Source organism: Segetibacter sp. (assembly GCF_025963695.1).
Lineage (GTDB): Bacteria > Bacteroidota > Bacteroidia > Chitinophagales > Chitinophagaceae > Segetibacter.
Window position 1 is genome coordinate 87,651 of record NZ_JAOQAH010000083.1, and the last position, 20,211, is coordinate 107,861.

Consider the following 20,211-nt stretch of genomic DNA (forward strand, 5'->3'; position numbering starts at 1 on the left):
CTTATTTCTCACTCTATTTTTAAACTGTAGATAACAAAATCACTGACACGAAAAATTAATTGAAGAAATAAAAAACAAAAAAAACCACATCATGAAAAAGTTATTAATGGCAGCAATAGTTGTCGCAACATTTGTAACAAGCGCTTTCGCAGAACCTACTAAAATTAATTATTTAGCACTTAAAAACTTTACTGCTGAATTTAAAAAAGCCTCAGACGTTTCCTGGAGTTCAACTACAGAATTTGTAAAAGTTTCATTTGTATGGGACAGTGAAAGAATGGAAGCTTTTTACAATACAGCAGGCGAAAAAATTGGAACGAGCAGAGCCGTTTCTATTGACGAACTACCTTTAAAAGCAAAAAGAGCCTTTGCAAAAAAGTATGACACGTACACAGTAAAGGAATCTATTCTTTTCGAGGGAGCTGATGAAAGCGCCTATTTCATTAAGGCTGAAAATGATACTGAAAGTGTTATTGTGAAAGTATTAGATAACGGTTTTGTTTCAGTGTATCGAAGAAGTAGAAAGTAAGTACATACGTAGTTTGATTAATAGAAGCCTTCGCAATAGCGGGGGCTTTTTTATTAACCTGCTTTTATGTTTCTAAGTTTTATTTTTGCCGCCCAAATTATTTAATATGAACAAAAGTCCTGTTTCTCAATTTATACAGCATCATTATCGTCACTTCAATGCTGCTGCTCTGGTTGATGCGGCTAAAGGATACGAAACCCATTTGCTTGAAGGTGGCAAAATGATGGTTACATTGGCTGGTGCAATGAGCACAGCCGAGTTGGGCATATCCCTTGCCCAAATGATTCGTGAAGACAAAATACAGATCATTAGTTGTACAGGGGCTAACCTTGAAGAAGATGTGATGAACCTTGTTGCTCATACCCACTACAAACGAGTTCCAAACTACCGCGAACTTACGCCAAAAGAAGAATGGGACTTGCTTGAGAACGGCTATAACCGCGTAACCGACACGTGCATACCTGAAGAGGAAGCGTTTCGTCGTATTCAAAAGCACATTCATAAAATATGGAAAGATGCTGAAGACAATGGCGAACGTTATTTTCCGCACGAGTACATGTACAAATTATTGCTGAGTGGCGTAATGAGAGAGCATTACGAAATACCTGAAGAGCATAGCTGGATGATAGCCGCAGCCGAGAAGAACTTGCCAATCGTTGTTCCGGGATGGGAGGACAGCACCATGGGAAACATCTTTGCCAGCTACGTGGTAAAAGGCGAGCTGAAGGCAAGCACCATGAAAAGCGGTATTGAATATATGGTATGGTTAAGCGATTGGTATCGTCACAACAGTTCGGGTAAGGGGATCGGCTTCTTCCAGATTGGTGGAGGTATTGCCGGCGATTTTCCAATTTGTGTTGTCCCAATGCTGTACCAGGATCTTGAAATGCACGACGTGCCTTTTTGGAGTTATTTCTGCCAGATCAGTGATAGTACTACCAGTTATGGAAGCTATAGCGGTGCCGTTCCAAATGAAAAAATTACGTGGGGTAAACTAGACATTCATACACCGAAGTTTATTGTAGAAAGTGATGCTACCATAGTCGCTCCTTTGATATTTGCTTATATTTTAGGCCTGTAGTTTTTGTAGACAAACCGATGATCTTCATTGATCATCGTTGCGACGCTCCGTTTTGAAATAAGTAATTCTATTATACTTTTTAAAACCCTCTGTATCGGAGGGTTTTAATTTTAGCTAGACTTATTATGTAAGATCGAGGCGCTATAATTGTAGTTTTAAGAAACACTCTTAAAGCCTTGAATGTTCTAACAGTCTGAGATAAGTAACTCTATTATGCTTTTTAAACATCCTTATTTAAAGAGAACTTTCGTTCGTTTTTTACCAAATTTCTCCAAAATCAACAGTAGCAACGCAATTGTCTTGAAAGAAGAATTTAAAAGTAAAACACTTGCCTGTCTGCTTTAGCTGGTAAGCTCCGTCTTCTATAGAGTAAACTTCCACTTCTTCTTTATCGGGATTTACAATCAAATAATATTTTATTTGTTGTTGTTCGTATATGGTAAACTTACTGTGCCTGTCTTTTAAAGCAGTAGATGGCGACGATATTTCGACGACTAAGTCAGGTGCAAAATCAAGATATTTTTTATTAATATCAGCGCAAACAATCAGCAAATCAGGTTGCACAATAATGTCATCTTCAATTTTGTAATCAATTGCCTGAAAAGCTTGACACTTCTTACAATGTTTTAAAGCTAGATAAAACTCTCCGCCTACTGCATTCGCAATTCTTTGATGCTTTGGCACTGGCATTGGTCTCATTGCATGAGGGATACCGTCAATCAATTCCCATTGACCTTCCCAATGGATCCAGTCATCGTAAGTGTAGTGAGGTAATATTTTTACTGGTTTTGACATTTTCCTGTATCAAATTTACAATCATCAAATTCTGTAAATAGCTAAAATTATTGCTATGCAGGTTTCTTATTTTACTACACTGAAAAAAGGAGATGAATGTTTTAAAAGTACAAGAGTGCGACGCAACGGCTGCCCCATAAAGAATCTTTAGCCCGGTTACCAAAGAATTTTTAAAATATTTCACCTTGCCGGTATAAATCGATCAGGCAGGCCGTAAGATTAAATACGAAATGAAATATGACACCGTACCACAGGGTATTATACTTGCGCCGCAGATTGCCAATAAAAAAGGCAAAAGGGATTAGCCATATAAGCGACATGAGGTTAAGGTGCATAATGGCAAATAAAAATGCCGTAAGTGCAACAACAAGCCGTTCGTTAAGAAAATTAGAACAGTAGTTATACATGACACCTCTAAAAGTTAGTTCTTCAAAAATGGCAGGCATAAGGGCAATAGAGTAGATCATAACAAGGGTTGGATAATGGTACAATCTGTAAGCCTGGTAGTAGCTAATGTCTGTATGAAAAAAAGTAACATTTAATTGCCTCACACTTATAGTTACAAGCAAAGAGCCCGCAGCGGCCAGCAAAACCACTCCGAATAAAATATACCATTTAAAGTTGTTGAACCTTAGAATGGGTTTTACCATGGGCCAGTTAAGCCAGGCAAACCTAAGCGTAATGGCGGCTAAAATTAATTCGAGCCAGAAAAGCTCGTCGTAACTGTTGAACCACGAGCTGTGCTTTATTAACAGGCAGATAAAAAGATAAACAAAATAGAGGGTGAAAACCCGTCTTAAATCTGAGTTATTGAATATGTTAATAGTCACAGCTTCAGTTCCCAGGTAACTGCCGCAGTTGTGACAGAAACGGTGTTCATCATGCACTGCTATATCACATTCTTTACAAGTTGGGTTTATGATATATTCTTCTGTCACCTTTACAATTTAAATTCTTCTTCTAAAATGTCGGCATGAAATGCTCCTTTAACGCCCCGTAAGAGAAAGTGAATTAGTATGATTTGTACAATCAACAGATAAACGCCCGACGCAGATGTGAAGGAAGAGGAAAGCTCTGCCCAGGTGTTTATAGCCGTAAATGACAACATAACAATCAGGCTGATAAGTAATGCTGTAAAAGGCTTTTGCAGAGACCATCTTCCCAGGCCGGCGTAGATGAAACCTAAAAGCACCATAACAAACCCGGTGATTGCTTTGTGGCGGATATCTGAAAAAACGTAAAAAATACCGAGCATACTAAAGGCGGCGAGAACGTACAGGGCATTTCGGGCATGTTCAACTTTAAGAAAACACAGCCTTTGAAGGTCTTTGCGCTTTTGCAAACGGAAATTGTATATCGCCAGCCTGTCTTGATTGGGGTAAATAGGGTATCCGCAATTAGTACAAAAGTTATAATGATTATGATTAATAAAGCTGCAATTGCGACAAGTTAACGGGTAGCCCTTTATTTGCGTTCTTACTGGCAACAACTTACACTTTTGTAAAGCTGCGGAAGCATCGAAAGCGGATGAGAAATTGGCCAGTTGCATGTATTGCAACTTAAGAAATAATCCACATAAAAAAAGCCTCCCGAAAAGAGGCTTTACAAAAATTATAATCTTTGGAGTGGAATATTTCTTTTAATCATTTCATTTCGGTTAGCCATTTGCCAGGCGGTATGAAAAATTAGTTTTACCCTTTTTGACATCAGATCGAAATTTATTTTATCGACTGTATCAGTAGATCGATGGTAATCTGCATGCGTTCCATTAAAATAAAATATAACAGGAACACCGCTTTTCGCAAAGTTATAATGGTCTGAACGGTAATAATAGCGATTAGGATCTTTAAGATCGTTGAATCTTCTGTCTAGTTGCATTTTCACATAGGCAGTGTTAACAGAATCGGTAATAGGAGCCAGGTCAGTACTTAATTTGTCATCGCCTATTATGTATACGTAATTTGAAGAGTCTCCTTTATAATTAGGATCAATACGACCAACCATGTCAATGTTAAGGTCGACCGAAACCTTATTTAACGGAAAGACAGGATTTTCAGTATAAAACTCTGATCCTAATAGCCCTTTTTCTTCGCCTGAAACTGTCATAAAAACGATGCTTCTTCTTGGGCCGTGACCTTCATTTTTCGCCTTGGCAAATGCCTCGGCTATTTCAATAACACTTGTAGTTCCGGACCCGTCATCATCGGCACCGTAAAAAATTTCTTTGCCATGGGTTCCAAGGTGGTCATAATGACTTGTTATAAGTACATATTCATCAGCTTTATCTGTTCCTGGCAAAACACCTATTACATTACTGCTCTGTAATAAGAGGGTTCTCTTATTGGTTATAAATTGGGCCTCAGCGTTATACGAGCCCACCGGAATATTTTTAATACTCTGAAGCAATTGAGCAGGGTTTAGTCCGAGTAATTGGTGGGCTACATTGCTTGATACAGTTATTACCGGAACTGTAGCCGGAGCAGTTTTTTTTAAATACATTGCCCCTTTGCTTTCCAACGCTCTCTTTGGAAAATCAGCCGACATTATAAAAACTCCTTTTGCACCAAGCTTAACTGCCTGATCTACTTTTGCTCTTGATGAGTAGGGGCTTCTTCTATCGAAGACAGGAGAAGCGGAAGCCGGAGTGCCTTCAAAAATAAGAACCCACTTTCCTTTTACATCGAGACTCTGGTAATCGTTACGGACAGAATCTACAATACCAAATGAAGCGAAGATTATTTCTTTAATATCAAAAGTTCCGTTAGGAGCAGAAGCAATATTTATTGTAAAAGAGGAATCAGGCTTTTGAAACTTACCTCCAACTTTAAGACTTGCTTCCAATAAAGTATCCTGGTAAATAGGATATTGCATTTGAAAGCCGGTTGTGGTACCTGGTAACAGGCCAAGTTTATTAAAGTGACTTTCAATATAAGCTGCAGCTTTTCTTTGACCTGGCGATGCAGTTTCTCTTCCTTCCATTTCGCGACCAGCAATAACTGTCAGCTTTTCCTTTAGTTCTGCAGCCGATATTGTTTGGGAATAGATGTTTGCATAATCAGTTTGCTGCTTTTGTCCTCTCTGTGCTATACCGTTAAGACCAGTAAGTAAAAGAACAAGTCCTAAAACTGGTAAAAATATTTTTTTCATAAATTTCTTAACTAACAAGATATTTTGTTTACGCGTGCCTGGTGTCTTCCTCCTTCAAACGGAGTATTCAGGAATGTATCGATAATGTCTATTGCAACGTTTAAACTAACAAAGCGTGCAGGAATGCAGAGAATATTGGCGTTGTTGTGTTTTCTGGTAAGCTCAGCAACCTCTTTTTGCCAGCAGAGACCAGCCCTAATTCCTTTGTGTTTATTTGCAGTAATTGCTACCCCGTTGGCACTGCCACATATTAGAATACCAAACGCAGTTTCTTTATTTTCAACACTGGTTGCAGTAGGATGGGCAAAGTCAGGATAATCTACAGAGTCTGGCGAATAAGTTCCAAAGTCAGAAATCTGAAAACCTAATTTATTTAAATGTGCTACAATCGCTGTTTTATATTCAAACCCTGCGTGGTCTGCACCAATAGCGATTGGTTTTGAACGATCAAATTGAAAACTCATACTAGACTTTGAAAAATAATTGCCGCTAAATTACACCACAACTGCTAACTCCATTCCTCGTTGTCATGCTTTATCATTTCTTTGTATGCTCTCTTAGAAACTACAATACTAAGCTGGTACAGCAAAAAGAGTGGTACAAACACCAACATCTGGCTTGACCAGTCAGGGCTGGGAGTAATAACCGCTGCCAATACCAGAATAACAACAATTGCATATTTTCTCGACGAAGCAAGAATCTGCGGCGTTACCAAACCGATTTTGGTAAGCACGTAAGCAAGTACAGGTAGTTCAAAAGCTAAACCACAACCAATAATGATATTAACGAGGTTTTCAAGATAATCATTTAAAGTTGGCCTGGTCTCTAACAGGTGAGACGTACCTAAGCTATAATTAGAAAGAAAATTAAAGGTAAACGGGCCTAGTAGAAAATAACCAAAAGCGGCGCCGGTAAAAAAGAAGAAAGAAACAAAAAAAATACTTCCATTTGTACTTTTTAACTCAGACGGTTTTAGGGCCGGTTTTATAAACCGCCAAAACTCCCAAAAAATATAAGGAAATGCAGCAATAAAGCCTCCAACAAAGGAAATAGTAATACTGCTCATAAACTGGCTGCTAAACTCAATAGCCTGCAGTTTTACATTAATGGCGGGCATGCACAAAATATCGCCGAGGTGCAAAAAATGGCTAAACCGACACAATAAAAGGTAGCTGATAAAATCGTTTTGCAATGGTCCTGCTATAACCCTCTCAAATACCCAATCCATTTTAATGAATATAAAAATAGCGAAAAACATCACAGCAAGCAGGGAACGAACAACATGCCACCGTAGTGCTTCGAGGTGGTCAACAAAAGTCATTTCTTCTCCTTCGGGTCCGGTTCTGTTTAATAAACTTAAGGCCATTGATATTTTAAATGCAATTTTTATGAATGCGGCAAAGGTAACTGTAAAGACTAATAACGAAGTTAATATTCATTTAATCGAGAACAGGTTTTGCAAATTATATACTGATTATTTATTCGTTTAGTTTTTTGGGCCAAACTAAATACTGATATGAGACATGGTTGCGTCGCACTCTTGTACTTTAAGAACCGTAATGATCAGAATTTTTTAAAAAAAAGAACATCCATTCCTTATATTATAAACAGTCGGATAAGGAACAAAAGTACCAGTGTGCGACGCAACGATGCCGGTTTGAAAACAAGCGGTCGATTACAAAAAATCAATAAAAAAAACCTGATCTCAAAATAGCGGAGCACATGCAAATTAAAAAGCCGGAATTAACCGGCCATGGATATTTTAATTAAAAAAGATTAGTTCTTCTAGGCAAATGCTACTGTAGCCTGCGTAATATTTGACACCCGGTTTTCGGCCGATAGCAGATTTACCTCTACCTGGGTACCTTCTCCTTCAGAAGTAGTGATCCTCAGGTCTCCATTATTTAATTCAGTTAGTCGCTTTACCAAAAACAGACCAATGCCAAGACCTTGTTGTTCAAACCTTTTTCGGTTGAATTGCTTGAAAGGAGCAATGTCACCCAGGCTTTGAAGCTCAAAACCTCTTCCACTATCTTTCACTTCTAAACGATATTCGTCTCCATTTGCAGACCCGGTCACATACACTTTCGCTCCTCGTTTTGAAAACTTTAAAGCGTTATCAACAAGTTCAAGTATGATTCTTTGAAGGTATTCGCCACCCATTCTTACCTCGGCAGCTTCCAGGTCAATTACCACATCGTCGATGCGGTTGTATATTTCTTTCGACATTGTTTGCAATTCAGTCTTAACCTTTTGCACCCAGTTTATTTTAGCTATCCCCTCGGTAAACATGCTGAGCAATTCGGGGTAAACTTCAGCTCTCCTGATTTCTTCAAACAGCATCAGGTTGGCCAGGGAATGATTTAAACGGAGCCCGGATTTTAAAATTGATGTAAGCAACTCCTGAACCTGTTGTTCATTAAATGAATCTCTTGCATTTAACATCAGGTTTAATCCCCCTAATATGCCATGAAGCGGCGTATTGAACTCGTGGTAATAAGTAGCAAATACAGTTGTATCGAGGTCGTGTTTCACTTTGGCGTACTCGCCTATTATCTTCTGCTGCCTTTTAAGCCTCGATTCGATTGCCTTTAGCAATTCTTTGTAGGTAAAAGGCTTTGTAAGATAGTCGTCGGCGCCCAGATCCATCCCTTGCCTGATGTCGTTTTTATCGACCCTTGCAGTTAAAAATATAAATGGGGTATTTTGAATAATCGAAGTTTTTCTTACATACTCTAAAACTTTATAGCCATCCATTTTTGGCATCATCACGTCGCAAACAATCAGGTTAGGTTTAAAATCAATCGCATCCAACACACCTTGCTTACCATTTGGTGATACCCGTACTACGTATCCTTTAGCTTCAAGCAATTCCTGTATATTTTCGCGAATATTTATTTCGTCTTCAATAACCTGTATTCTTGTTTGCTGCTCCATGTAATAAGTTTATTTATGCTATAGGTAGTATAACGCTAACAGTAGTGCCTTTATTTAATTTACTGGTAAGAAAAATTTTGCCGCCATGTATTTCAATAAATTCTTTTACAATTGATAGCCCTAAACCCGTTCCGTCAATTTCACTTGTATTTGTTGCCCGGTAAAAAGGTTGAAAAAGGTTTTTAATATCTTCTTCAGGTATGCCTACGCCATTGTCTTTGATGTTTATAATCACCTTACCTGGTTCATAAATTAAATCGAGGTAAATATTGCCTTCGCTGGAGTATTTGTAGGCATTACTAATAATATTTTCGATAGCGTGGCTTACTAACTTTTCGTCGAAACTAACCGGCACTTCAAAACCTGTTGTTGTCAGCAGGATTTGCCTTTCGGGTAAGTACGAACTGTTGTATTTATTCTCGATAATGCTTGTGCAAAAGTCTACCAGGCTTCTTTTTTCGGGCCAGAAAGGAGTACGGACTGCGTTTGCTCTTCCTAACACCAATACGTCATTCATTAGGTTTTCTAACCTGCTGACTTCCTCCTGTATTTTTCTGAATTGGTTTTGAAACTTAGCTTGTTTTGCTTCGGGCAGATCTTCAAGATACATGTCCATAATCTCTACTCCCGACTGAATAACAGTAAGTGGAGTTCGGAATTGGTGTGATGCAGTTGACACAAATTTTTCACGTAACTCGTTTAATTCTCGTTCTTTAGCCAACGAATTTTCAAGCTCGCGTAATAGTTTTTCTCTTTCCGTAACGTCGCGGCTTGCAGATTGTAAACCTACCAGCACGTCTGCTTTAAAAAGTGGTTTCAACCAAACTTCCAGCACTTTTTCTTCGCCGCTTTTTGTAATAATGTTACTTAAGAATTTTCTTTCTTTCTTTTCTTCAATTACCTTATTTGGCTCTGTTACAGATAGTACTGAAGCATCTCTGGATGAATAAATATCCTGGGGTCTTTTACCCAATAACTCCGGAGGTTCGTATCCTAAAATTTGCTTACACGAAGGAGAAATATATAAAAACTCAGTCTTTAGGTTATGTATGCCTATGATATCATTACTATTCTCTGAAAGAAGCCGGTATTGTTCCTCGCTTTCCCTCAGTTTGTTTTCGCTGGTAACCTGGTCGGTTACATCACGGGTTGAAGAAATAATAGATGAAATTTCTCCTTTCGAATCAATCACCGGCTTAGCATAAGTTTCCACCCATTTAAAGTTTCCGTCTTTAGAAAGCATTCTATACCGGAACTGTGTTTCTTTTTTATGTAGTACAACAGGTTGAACACAATCATTCAGGGTTTTTAGCAGGTCGTCCGGATGAACAAGGTCAAACCCTCCCATACCTAATACTTCATCAGGCGTATATCCAAGAATATTCTTTATGGATGGAGATGCATAAGTAAAATTCCAGTCAGTGTCATGAATTGAAATAAAATCACTGAGATTTTCTGAAATAAAACGAAACTTCCTTTCCGTCTCCATTAGCGATTGTTCTGCATTTTCAATGTTGGTGTAGTCGCTTTTTACGATGTACAATTTATCTGCATCCCCATTACTGTCTTTACCAACCACCAGTTTTTCAAGCACCATTTTTCTTTCACCGGTACTTGTATGTATCCGGTAAAAAATTTCTCCTTTTGATTTATTTAATACAATGTGTTCTACTTCTTTTTCAACACCAGGAAGGTCTTCTTTGTGTATACAGTCGCGCCAAAATTTGATATTATTAAAATAGCATTGTTTATCGCAGTGATATAAATTTTCGACGTTGTCACTTACGAAATCGTATTTGCCCGTTTTAATATTGAAGATGGCGTACACGTCATCGATGTTATTCAACAAGTGTGTTAGCTGGGTCGAAATAAGGGAGATGTTTTCTTCATACTTCAGCCGTTCGCGAATGTCGCGAAGAACACATAGAAGATAACGCGCGTTTTTAAAATAAAAAATAGAAGTTGAAAACTCGAAAGGAATACGTTCTGTATTTGTTTTATTGGTAAAAGTTATTTGTTGGTTCTTAACCTGCAACTCACTTTGCACGGCCAATCGCATCAATTCATGAAACTGCTGCCGCTGCTCATTATTCCACGACTTATATGATTTGTCAATCCATTCCTCCGGTTTATAACCTAAGATTCCTACAGCATCGTTTACAGATGCAATTTTATTTTTTTCAAGATCGAGGGTAAGGATGATTTCCTTGCTGTTATTAAGAATGGTATTTATTCTTTCATTACTATCCTGCAGGAGAAGAGAGTCGTTATAGGAGTTATTAATATTTTCAATGGATCCAAAAACACCATCAATAGTATTGTTATAATCAAAGGTGGTTTTAGCAAGTATCCTTACCCAAATATTTTCGCCAGCGGCATTTACCAGCTGTATTCGCAGATCAAGGTTTGTTTTTCTACCGGCTAACAAGCTCCCGAACTCCTCCCAGAACAGTTGAACGTGTTCATCATTTAAATATTCTATGAAAGCCTTTCCAACACTTTGCTCGGGCTGATAACCCAGTATTTCGTTCCAGGCAGGACTTACAAATGAAACGGTTGCATTTTTATTTAAAGTGAAAACTACTTGTCCAAGGCTTTGCACCAAAAACTGGTACTGCTCCCGTTGGCGTGAAAACTCGTGCTCAACCTCTTTGCTGTCTGAAATATCAACAGAAGTGCCGGTTAAGAAAATCGGTTCTCCGTAAATATTTCGCTTTAAATGGTACCTGCTATGCATCCAAAAGTACTCGCCGGTCTTCTCGTTATAAATTCTGAAAACATCTTCGTTAACTGATGCGTCTTTTTCCCCAAAAAACCTTTTGAACTTTAGTGATACCCTTTCCTTGTCATCCTCGTGAACGGAGGCAAGTACCCAGTCAATAAAATTATCACTCAGACTCTTTCTTTTCAGACTTTCGATGAAGATAGAAGACCCGGCAATTTTAGTAGTTTGATTAATGAGGTCTACCTCCCAAACAATTTCATTTAAGGTTGAAAGGGTTGTATTAATGATTTCGTTACTCTGCTGTATCTCGTGTTTAATCCTTTTGCTTTCAATGGCCGATCCTATTGCTGAAGCAAGTGATTGTAGTTGTATTTCACTGCTATGCCATGTTCGGTTATTTTTGGAATCGCCAAAACCAATGCATCCCCAAAATCTGGTTCCTCTAAAAACCGGGATAAGTAAAAGTGATCTTACGTTTGATTTTCTTAGCCAATGGTGCAATCCCTCTGATACACGATTATTTATTGAAACTTTATAGCACAGGTTTTTGTGTAAAATGGAATGTATTTCAGAAAAGTCACTAATATTTAAAATAGAGTTGTTTCGTGCTTTTTCAATCAGTTCCTTTTCGCCGCTAAAAATGGCAAGGTTGGCAGTTTTATTTCCATCTTCAGAAATATAGCAACAATCAATGTCAAGTGAAGCTGCCAGCCAATCTACTATTTTTTGTAGCGCCTCATCAAGGTCATTGTTTACAATAATTTCATTGAGACATTTTGCAATCGTGTAAATAGGTTTTTCCAAGTCCGTATATGCTGCCATGTGGTATCAGTAACTGCATTTTATTTATTGCAGCGCTTGTGCAGGGGCACTACCAATTGAACGAACTTTAGGGGAGTTTATTATAGCGTTTTACCGCAGTACTTTCATTTTTACCATTTCTATCCTGGTATCACTTACACTTAAGATTTCAAATTCAAACATGTCTATTATTATCCTTTCCTTGTTCTGTGGAATGGCCTCATGATTAGAAATAATAAACCCAGATAAAGTTTCGGACTCAGACACCGAAACATCAAGGTCATATTTCTCGTTTAAATAATCTATCTCAAGCCGGCCACTAAATATGTATTCATCTTCGCCCACCTGCTTTTCTACAAACTCCTCCACGTCATATTCATCTTTTATTTCGCCAAAAATCTCTTCGAGCACATCTTCCATTGTTACTATGCCTGCAGTGCCACCAAACTCATCTACTACCCAGGCTATACTTTTTCGTTCTTTGGTAAATTTATTTATCAGGTCCGTAGCGCTCATGCTTTCCGGAACGGCGGGGATAGGAAGCAATATAGATTGCAGGTCTGCAGGATTTTTAAAAAGATCGAGTTGGTGAATATACCCGAGAATGTTATCTATATTATCATTATAAATAACCAGTTTACTTAGCCTGGTTTCTATCATATGTTGCCGTGCCACTGCAACGCTTGTTTTTATATCAAACCCTTCTACCTCGGTTCTTGGTACCAGGCATTGTCTTATTTTAACCATAGGCAATGACAAGGCGTTTTCAAAAAGTTCTGTATTCAATTCCTGGTTTTCTTCGTCCTGGTCTTTGTTCTGCTGATAGAAGTGTTCCAGATCTCCTTTACCGAATGCTTCATTTCTATCGTGCACTCTTACATTAAAAACGTACTTTAAAATCCATTCGGCAATGGTGACGAGAATAGATGCAACAGGAAAAAAAATCCGGTAAAAAAACTTTGCTACAGGGGCAAAAAAACTAAGCAAGGCATCATTTCTTGCACGAAAAATTGCTTTAGGTATAAACTCACCAAAAAACAGGATAAGTAAGGTAGAAATAATGGTATCAACAACAAGAATTACATAATTGTTAGTGATGTGAAACGAATCCCACAAGGGACGAAGCAAGTTGCTTACAAGCAGACCATAAATGACCAGGAAGAAATTGACGCCGATAAGGCAAGTGCCAATAAATTTTGCCGGCTCCTCCATAAACCTTGATAAAATAATTCCGCTAAGTTTCCCCTGTTTCTTTTTTAGTTCAATGCTTAACTTATTTGCTGTCACAAAGGCGATTTCTATTCCGGCAAAAAAACCAATGAAAATGATGGTAATGACAATGAGAGAAACAGTAAAATAAATGTTGTCCATATGTTGAATTTACAGGAAACGTATAGCAAAACGTTTTGTCCGCAATAAAAAAATTCCTATCTATCCGGTTGCAGCTATACTTGCTTAATTATTAAAGTTAGAAGAGTTTAATTTATTGCAATATAAAAAAGAAGATTTTTTGACCGGGCTGCATAACTAGCTTTAGCATTGGTTGCGTCGCACTCTTGTACTTTTTATTCGTTACGCAGCTAATAATACAATTTGAGAAAAGACGAACAGACTATCGGCGGATTAACGGAGCGTCGCAACAATGCTGCTAAGGGTATTGCCAGTTCGTTCAAAAAATCTTCTACCCATTTCACTCTACATATCTGTCGTGATCTTCTTATAGCTGGCTGTTAGCCCTTTTATTAAAGACGAGCTAAAGCCCTGGTGTTCCATTTCATTTAGACCCGCAATCGTACAACCTTTCGGCGTAGTTACTTTGTCTATTTCCTGCTCGGGATGTGAGTTGTTTCTTAACAGCAGTTCTGCTGCCCCCTTAACCGTTTGGGCAGCAATCAGCGAAGCCACGGCTGCGCTGAAACCAATCTCAATTCCGCCTTGTATGTTCGCCCTGATGTAACGCATGGCGTAGGCAGTACCGCATGCACCAAGCACCGTTGCAGCATCCATTAGTTTCTCATCAATTGTAATTGTTTTGCCCATTTGATCAAAAGTCTGCTCCAGGTACCTGATTTGCTCGGGTGTACCATTTTGATTGCAAAGGCAAGTCATGCTCTCGCTGATTGCAATAGCGGTATTTGGCATAGCCCGAAAAACCGGTAACTGCTTTTCAATAATTGAATAAATATCTTTTATAAAGATGCCCGTAACTACCGACACCAACACATGCCTGCTCTCGTCAAGTGTTGATTTTATGCCTAGCAGAACTTCCTGCACCTGAAAAGGTTTTACGGCAATAATTATTACATCACCAAAAGCGGCGGCGTCATTATTGTCGTTGCTGATATTTACCCCTCTTTCCTTGAGCGGTTGCAAGGTGTGAATATTGCGTTTTGTAATCATGACATTGGCGGGAGCGATGAACCCGTTTTTAATTAGTCCTTCTGCTATTGCAGTGCCTAAGTTGCCTCCGCCAATGATGGAAATTTTTTTACTCATGGTTTAATTGTGGGACTAAAATTAATGAAACGAAGATTATTGACTTGAAAGAAGGTTTTATCAGCGGAGATTAAGGTAAGATCGAACTCAAGTGCAGAGGCGGCAATAAAGGCATTGCCTCATTTAAAGTTGTATTGCTGCCGTAAAGAAATTGTTCTTTGTTTTGCTTTATAACTGTAATCGAAGTACTGAACATCTCAATTACTCATCTCTCAGATCTTGTTGAATTTTTAAAGGATCTCCTTCAGTTTTAACCTTATTAAAGTATTTTTTGCATCAAATAGTTTGGGAGCAGGCCCTACTTTTTTTAAGGGGGCCTCAACTTGCTCTTCGGTCAGCCTTTCAATTACTTAAATAGTCATAACGTCTTCTTTTAAATTTAATAAATTTTATTCTTCGCCAAATAGTTCCTCACATAATCATCTACACCTTCTTCGAGCGAATAAAATTCATTGGAGTAACCTGCTTGCCGCAACTTCTGCATGGTGGCTTCCGTATAATACTGGTATTTATCGCGGATGTCTTCGGGCATGTCGATGTACTGAATATTTGGTGAAAGGTCTGAACCAGCGAAAGTAGCTTTTACCAAATCATCAAAAGTTCTGGCACTGCCCGTTCCGAGATTATAAATTCCAGGTTTCAAACGAGAGCTGTGCAACGGCAGAGGGCTGCTTTCTTCCGTCAACTGTAAATGGTCACCCGTCAACTTGCTTCCTTCTGTCATCACTTCCCTCATCATCCAGCCAATTACTTTCACCACATCTTTCACATAAATGAAATCACGAAGTTGTTTGCCATTTTCAAAACCTTCTTTGTGACTTTTAAAAAGTTTTACAAATCCCTCTTTTTTTATTTGGTTGTAAGCATGAAAGATGACACTTGCCATTCTGCCTTTATGGTACTCGTTAGGCCCATACACGTTAAAGAATTTCAGTCCAGCCCAAAAAGGAGGAGCGCTTTGCTGGTGAAGCGCCCATTTGTCGAATTCGTTTTTACTTACACCATACGGGTTTAAGGGATGTAAATGGTCTAACTCTTTGTTATCGTCATAGCCCAATTCGCCCCCGCCATAGGTAGCAGCGGATGAGGCATAAATTAAGGGAATTTGCTTTTCGGTGCAATAATTCCATACCTGTTGAGAATACTCGACATTCAACTCCTGGTGAATGGCGTAGTCGAACTCGGTAGTGTCTGTTCTGGCACCCAAATGAATAACAAAATCAATAGCAGGATTGTGCAGCCAGAGCCAGTCGAACAAATTGTAGCGTTCAATTATTGCTTCAAACCTTTTGCCTTCCCAATTTCTTCTCTTTTCCTCCACGCCGAAATCGTCCACCAAAATCAACTTTTCAAACCCTTGCTCATTGAGATACTGAACCATACAACTGCCAATAAAGCCAGCTGCACCGGTTACAATAATACTCCCCTTTATGCCCTCATCGCCCAGCCCCTCGAACTCTAAAGGGGAGCTAAGAAGCTCTTCAATTTTTTTATTATCGATCATTTTTTACTTAAAGGGTGAGGCTTATATTCCTTTTACTTCTCCTTTTAAAGTAATGCCTTGCTTTACAACCTCCTCTTTTGAAGTTTTTGGTTCGCTGCTTTCGCCACCTTTTTCAACAGAGGTTAACATTTTTTCAATTGCTGTATCGTAAAGTTCCTTCCAATCGTCTATATGCCCCCAATATTCGCCTTCCATGTCAATGTTGTTTTCAGTAACGATGCCCAGATATTCATAGGCCACGTTGAGGGCTTTTAACTGCAACAAAAGTTCTTCAGCATTCTTAAGTGTGCAGCTTACTACCACGCGGCTTTGTGCCTCACCAAACCAATAAGCATCTTTTCGAATGGTAGTTGCACTTTGCTGAACATCGAAACCTAAACGACGAGGAAAACCAGATTCAAGAAGTGTTGTTATTAAACCTCCTTCACTTATATCATGTGCACTTTGTAATAATCTTTTCTTGATTAATTGTTTGACGGCTTGCTGTACTTCAAATTCTTCTTCTATGTCAAAATGAGGTGCGGGTGAGTATTCTATCCCCTTTAGCTTGTGTAAATACTCGGAGCAGTTAATATCGTTTCGACTTTCTCCAATCAGGTAAATCACGTCACCTTGTTGCTTGAAGTCCATTGTCATTTTGTCGTCAAGGTCGTCGATCACTCCAACCATACCGATGGTAGGAGTGGGGTAAACTGCACCGTCGGGGTTTTGATTATAGAAACTCACATTTCCACCGGTAACAGGGGTATCAAACCGCGTACAGGCTTCACCCATTCCTTTTACTGCATATACAAATTGGTAATACACTTCAGGATCAAAGGGGTTACCGAAGTTGAGGCAGTTAGTTACACCAATGGGCTCACCACCTGAACAAACGATATTTCTTGCTGCTTCCGCTACAGCTATCATTCCTCCCTTGTAGGGATCTGCGAAGACGTAACGGCTGTTGCAGTCAACTGTAATAGCCAAGGCTTTGCCGGTGCCTTTTGCCAACACTATAGATGCATCGCTGGGGGAATTTGTGCTAAGGTTAGCCGAGCCAACCATGCTGTCGTACTGGGTAGAAATCCATCTTTTGCTAGCTATGTTCGGAATTTGAATAAGCTTTTTAGCAACGGACTTTATATCTTCAGATGGAGTGATGCTATGGGGATCAAAGGCTTTTATTTTTTCGAAGTATGCAGGCTCTTTGTATTCGCGGTCGTTCTGGGGAGCACCACCGCCTAGCACCAGGCTGTTGGCATTTATCGACGCCTCTAATTCGCCATCCATATAGAATCGCAGTAAACCGGTATCCGTAACTTTTCCTATTTGTTCGCATGGGAGATCCCATTTCTCAAATATTTTTAATACACTTTCTTCCTTGCCTTTCTCGATTACTATCAGCATTCTTTCCTGGCTCTCACTTAGCAGGAGTTCCCATGCCTTCATATTCTTTTGACGGGTAGGAACGCGGCTTAAATCTATTTCCATACCTACACCACCCTTTGCACTCATCTCTGCCGTGGAGCAAATGATGCCGGCGGCACCCATATCCTGCATACCCACAACAGCCCCTGTTTTAATTATTTCGAGGCAGGCTTCTAACAATTTTTTTTCCTGGAAAGGGTCGCCCACCTGAACTGCGGGTAATTCTTCCACGCTTTCGGCTGTTATATCTGCACTGGCAAATGAAGCTCCGCCCATTCCGTCTTTGCCCGTAGCGCTTCCTACAATAAACACAGGATTACCAATACCTTCGGCAGTAGCGCTAATTGTTTCACCGTTTTTCACGATGCCAACGCTCATTGCATTTACTAAAGGATTGGTGTGATATCGCTCTTCAAAATATACTTCTCCTCCAACTGTCGGCACACCAAAACAGTTACCATAATGACCGATACCATGTACAACGCCTGCAACCAGGTGTTGTGTTTTTGCTTCGTTAAGGTTTCCAAATCTTAAACTGTTTAGAGATGCAATTGGTCTCGCACCCATTGTGAAAATATCCCGATGTATTCCACCAACGCCCGTGGCCGCACCCTGAAAGGGTTCAATAGCGCTCGGATGATTGTGACTTTCAATTTTAAAAACAACACCAAAGCCGTTTCCAATATCCATTAAGCCGGCATTCTCCTCACCGGCTTTTACCAACATTCTTTTACCATCCCTTGGAAGCGTTTTTAACCACTTGATTGAATTTTTATAACTGCAATGTTCACTCCACATTACACTGTAGGCACACAATTCTGTAAAGTTTGGGGTGCGCCCCATAACTTCTTTTATAAGTTCAAATTCTTCGTCCGTCAGGCGAAGTTGACGGGCAGTCTGTACGTTTATTTCCATAGCTGTGCGAAGGTAAGAAAGTGGGGCAAGCGGGCAAGAGTAGTTTTTTGAAAAAGAAAAGCCTTTGCAATTGAAGTTGCAAAGGCCAGGTAAATTGAAAAATTAGTAAGAAGAATGTTCTATGATTTTTGAGGTAATTCAAAAGTTACCTGCTGCTGAACCTGGACCGGTACTTTATGGCCGTTTTGCACACCCGGCTTCCATTCTCCGGAATTAATAAGTAGCCTGATTGCTTCTTCTTCCAATCCCTGCCCTTTAGAGCTTAATTTTTTAAAATCAGTTAATTTGCCTTCTTCGTTTACGATGAATTGAATTAATACAGCTCCCTGAACTTTCTTCTGCAAAGCTTCTTTGGGATATTGGATGTTGGTGTTGATATATTCAGCAAAGGCTGCCATACCGTTAGGGTAATAAGGAGGATTTTCAACTACTGTAAAAACCTTTGAATATGCTGGCCGTACTTCCTTAACCTCACCTTCATGTTTTGTTGTTATTTCAATTACTCCATATTTTCCTTTTTCGCCGTATTTGTTTTTAGTGGATGCATCTTTTAGTACATTTATTTCTTGTACCTGGTCGGGTTGCAGCCCATGCTTTTCAAATTCCTCCCAGGTCATTTCTTTGCCATTTAGAACAACAAGTGTTTTTTTCTCGGGATCTCTGGAAGTAATTGTAACAGCTGCAGGAATTGTAGATTCATTACCAGCAGAGTCTCTAAACGTAACATTCACAACTTTCGTTTCTCTGCCTTTCTTTTTTGTCGTATCCTGAAAATTTGCATCAATTGAATTTTTAGAAGGTTGTTTAGCTTTAATTAAATCAAGAGGATCTATATAAACAAGTGCTCCTGCGTCAGTCATTACGAAGTTCACTGCCTGTCTTACCTTCGACTCTATCAAAAGCCCATCTTTTTTTGCCGGCTCCCACTTTGGGCCTTTTTTAATCAATGATATGGCTTCTTCCTCCGTTCCATATCCGGTCTTTGTTTCTGCTATAACGTTTGAGATGCTTCCATCGGCATTAACAGTAAATACAATTACCGCAGCATATTTTCCAACAGGCGCTTTATTTTCTTTTAAAATATTTAAATTCAAATTTCTTTCAAGGTATCTTCTCCAACTTACCATTCCACCCGGAAATTGAGCAGGCGTTTCATTTTCCGGATTGGAAAATGAAGCAGCTGCTGACTGTTTGTGCCGCCAATTCACTCCTTTTTCTTTATACCCGAAAGCAAATAATAATAATACTACAGTTAATAAAGGCAGTATCATTAGCCTGCGCAAGTAGGAATACCGGGGATTGAGGTTTGTGGTGAGCATAATTAATCGTCTTTTTATTGGTGAATGAAAAAATGAATTGGTAAGCATGCCCGACTGTGCCGGGAAAGCAGTTTTTAAAAGCATTTGAGCAAAAGCTGAAGTATCGCCGTTACCAATTGCTTTCTTATCGGCAATAAATTCGTGTATCATATTTAGCTCTTTACGAATAAGCCACATAAACGGATTATACCAGCTAACGATAAGCAGGATGCTTATGAATATTTTGTCAACAGAATGGTTTTCCTGCACATGAGTAAGCTCGTGCTTAAGTATTTGTTCACCTTCGCAGGAGTTAAGATCAATCTGTTCGTTCCAGAAAATATATTTAAAAAATGAAAATGGTGTGCCTTTGGCATTGGTAAAAACAAACTGTATGTCGTTCCATTTTTTGGTAGGGTTACTGCTGATGAGTCGCTTTATATTTACGATAGCTACTAGCAGTTGGGTTAAAAATACCAGGGAGACGAAAACCGTAGCCAGCATAACTGCTATGGTCCAATCCCATGTAAGTTGATTCGCCTGCGCCACGTAGCGGTCTCCTGTTGCTACTAC

At 39.2% G+C, this 20,211-nt stretch carries 15 protein-coding genes; 2 read left to right on the forward strand and 13 right to left on the reverse strand.

What is annotated here, in order from left to right; genetic code table 11:
• Positions 1-91: 91 nt before the first annotated feature.
• Both JWR87_RS13975 and JWR87_RS13980 read left to right on the forward strand, forming a co-directional pair.
• On the forward strand, positions 92-529 hold the full coding sequence (locus JWR87_RS13975) for a hypothetical protein (RefSeq protein ID WP_297821133.1): 438 nt from the start codon (positions 92-94) through the stop codon (positions 527-529).
• A gap of 106 nt (positions 530-635) precedes the next feature.
• A complete protein-coding gene (locus tag JWR87_RS13980) occupies positions 636-1,610 on the forward strand; it encodes a deoxyhypusine synthase family protein (RefSeq protein WP_297821135.1) in 975 nt (324 codons plus the stop codon).
• Positions 1,611-1,868: 258 nt separating this feature from the next.
• Here the strand turns inward: JWR87_RS13980 and JWR87_RS13985 are convergent, their stop codons facing one another.
• The 13 genes from JWR87_RS13985 to JWR87_RS14045 form a co-directional block, all read right to left on the reverse strand.
• Entirely contained in the window at positions 1,869-2,405 is a 537-nt protein-coding gene (locus JWR87_RS13985) for a Uma2 family endonuclease (protein ID WP_297821137.1), read from the reverse strand.
• 170 nt (positions 2,406-2,575) lie between these two features.
• Entirely contained in the window at positions 2,576-3,343 is a 768-nt protein-coding gene (locus JWR87_RS13990; protein WP_297821139.1) for a type II CAAX endopeptidase family protein, read from the reverse strand.
• Between the two features lie 2 nt (positions 3,344-3,345).
• A complete protein-coding gene (locus JWR87_RS13995; protein WP_297821141.1) occupies positions 3,346-3,747 on the reverse strand; it encodes a hypothetical protein in 402 nt (133 codons plus the stop codon).
• A gap of 269 nt (positions 3,748-4,016) precedes the next feature.
• A complete protein-coding gene (locus tag JWR87_RS14000; protein ID WP_297821143.1) occupies positions 4,017-5,552 on the reverse strand; it encodes a M28 family peptidase in 1,536 nt (511 codons plus the stop codon).
• Positions 5,553-5,563: 11 nt separating this feature from the next.
• Entirely contained in the window at positions 5,564-6,016 is a 453-nt protein-coding gene (gene rpiB, locus JWR87_RS14005; protein ID WP_297821145.1) for a ribose 5-phosphate isomerase B, read from the reverse strand.
• 44 nt (positions 6,017-6,060) lie between these two features.
• Complete coding sequence (gene tatC / locus JWR87_RS14010) at positions 6,061-6,918, reverse strand: twin-arginine translocase subunit TatC (protein WP_297821146.1); 858 nt, start codon at positions 6,916-6,918, stop codon at positions 6,061-6,063.
• 419 nt (positions 6,919-7,337) lie between these two features.
• Positions 7,338-8,489: a response regulator gene (locus JWR87_RS14015; RefSeq protein WP_297821148.1), complete on the reverse strand. Its 1,152-nt coding sequence runs from the start codon at positions 8,487-8,489 to the stop codon at positions 7,338-7,340.
• A 13-nt stretch (positions 8,490-8,502) separates the two neighbouring features.
• Positions 8,503-12,036 (reverse strand): PAS domain S-box protein, encoded by a 3,534-nt coding sequence (locus tag JWR87_RS14020; RefSeq protein ID WP_297821150.1) that lies wholly within the window; start codon positions 12,034-12,036, stop codon positions 8,503-8,505.
• A gap of 90 nt (positions 12,037-12,126) precedes the next feature.
• On the reverse strand, positions 12,127-13,386 hold the full coding sequence (locus tag JWR87_RS14025) for a hemolysin family protein (protein WP_297821152.1): 1,260 nt from the start codon (positions 13,384-13,386) through the stop codon (positions 12,127-12,129).
• 324 nt (positions 13,387-13,710) lie between these two features.
• The gene (gene proC, locus JWR87_RS14030; RefSeq protein ID WP_297821154.1) at positions 13,711-14,511 is read right to left on the reverse strand and encodes a pyrroline-5-carboxylate reductase; all 801 of its coding nucleotides are present in this window, start codon (positions 14,509-14,511) and stop codon (positions 13,711-13,713) included.
• A gap of 379 nt (positions 14,512-14,890) precedes the next feature.
• Positions 14,891-16,015 carry an ADP-glyceromanno-heptose 6-epimerase gene (locus tag JWR87_RS14035; RefSeq protein WP_297821156.1) on the reverse strand — a complete coding sequence of 375 codons (1,125 nt, stop codon included), beginning with the start codon at positions 16,013-16,015 and terminating at the stop codon, positions 14,891-14,893.
• Between the two features lie 21 nt (positions 16,016-16,036).
• Complete coding sequence (gene purL, locus JWR87_RS14040; RefSeq protein WP_297821158.1) at positions 16,037-18,340, reverse strand: phosphoribosylformylglycinamidine synthase subunit PurL; 2,304 nt, start codon at positions 18,338-18,340, stop codon at positions 16,037-16,039.
• A 119-nt stretch (positions 18,341-18,459) separates the two neighbouring features.
• Positions 18,460-20,211, reverse strand: a 1,752-nt coding sequence (locus JWR87_RS14045; RefSeq protein WP_297821160.1) for a TonB family protein, incomplete at its 5' end; no start/stop codon positions are given.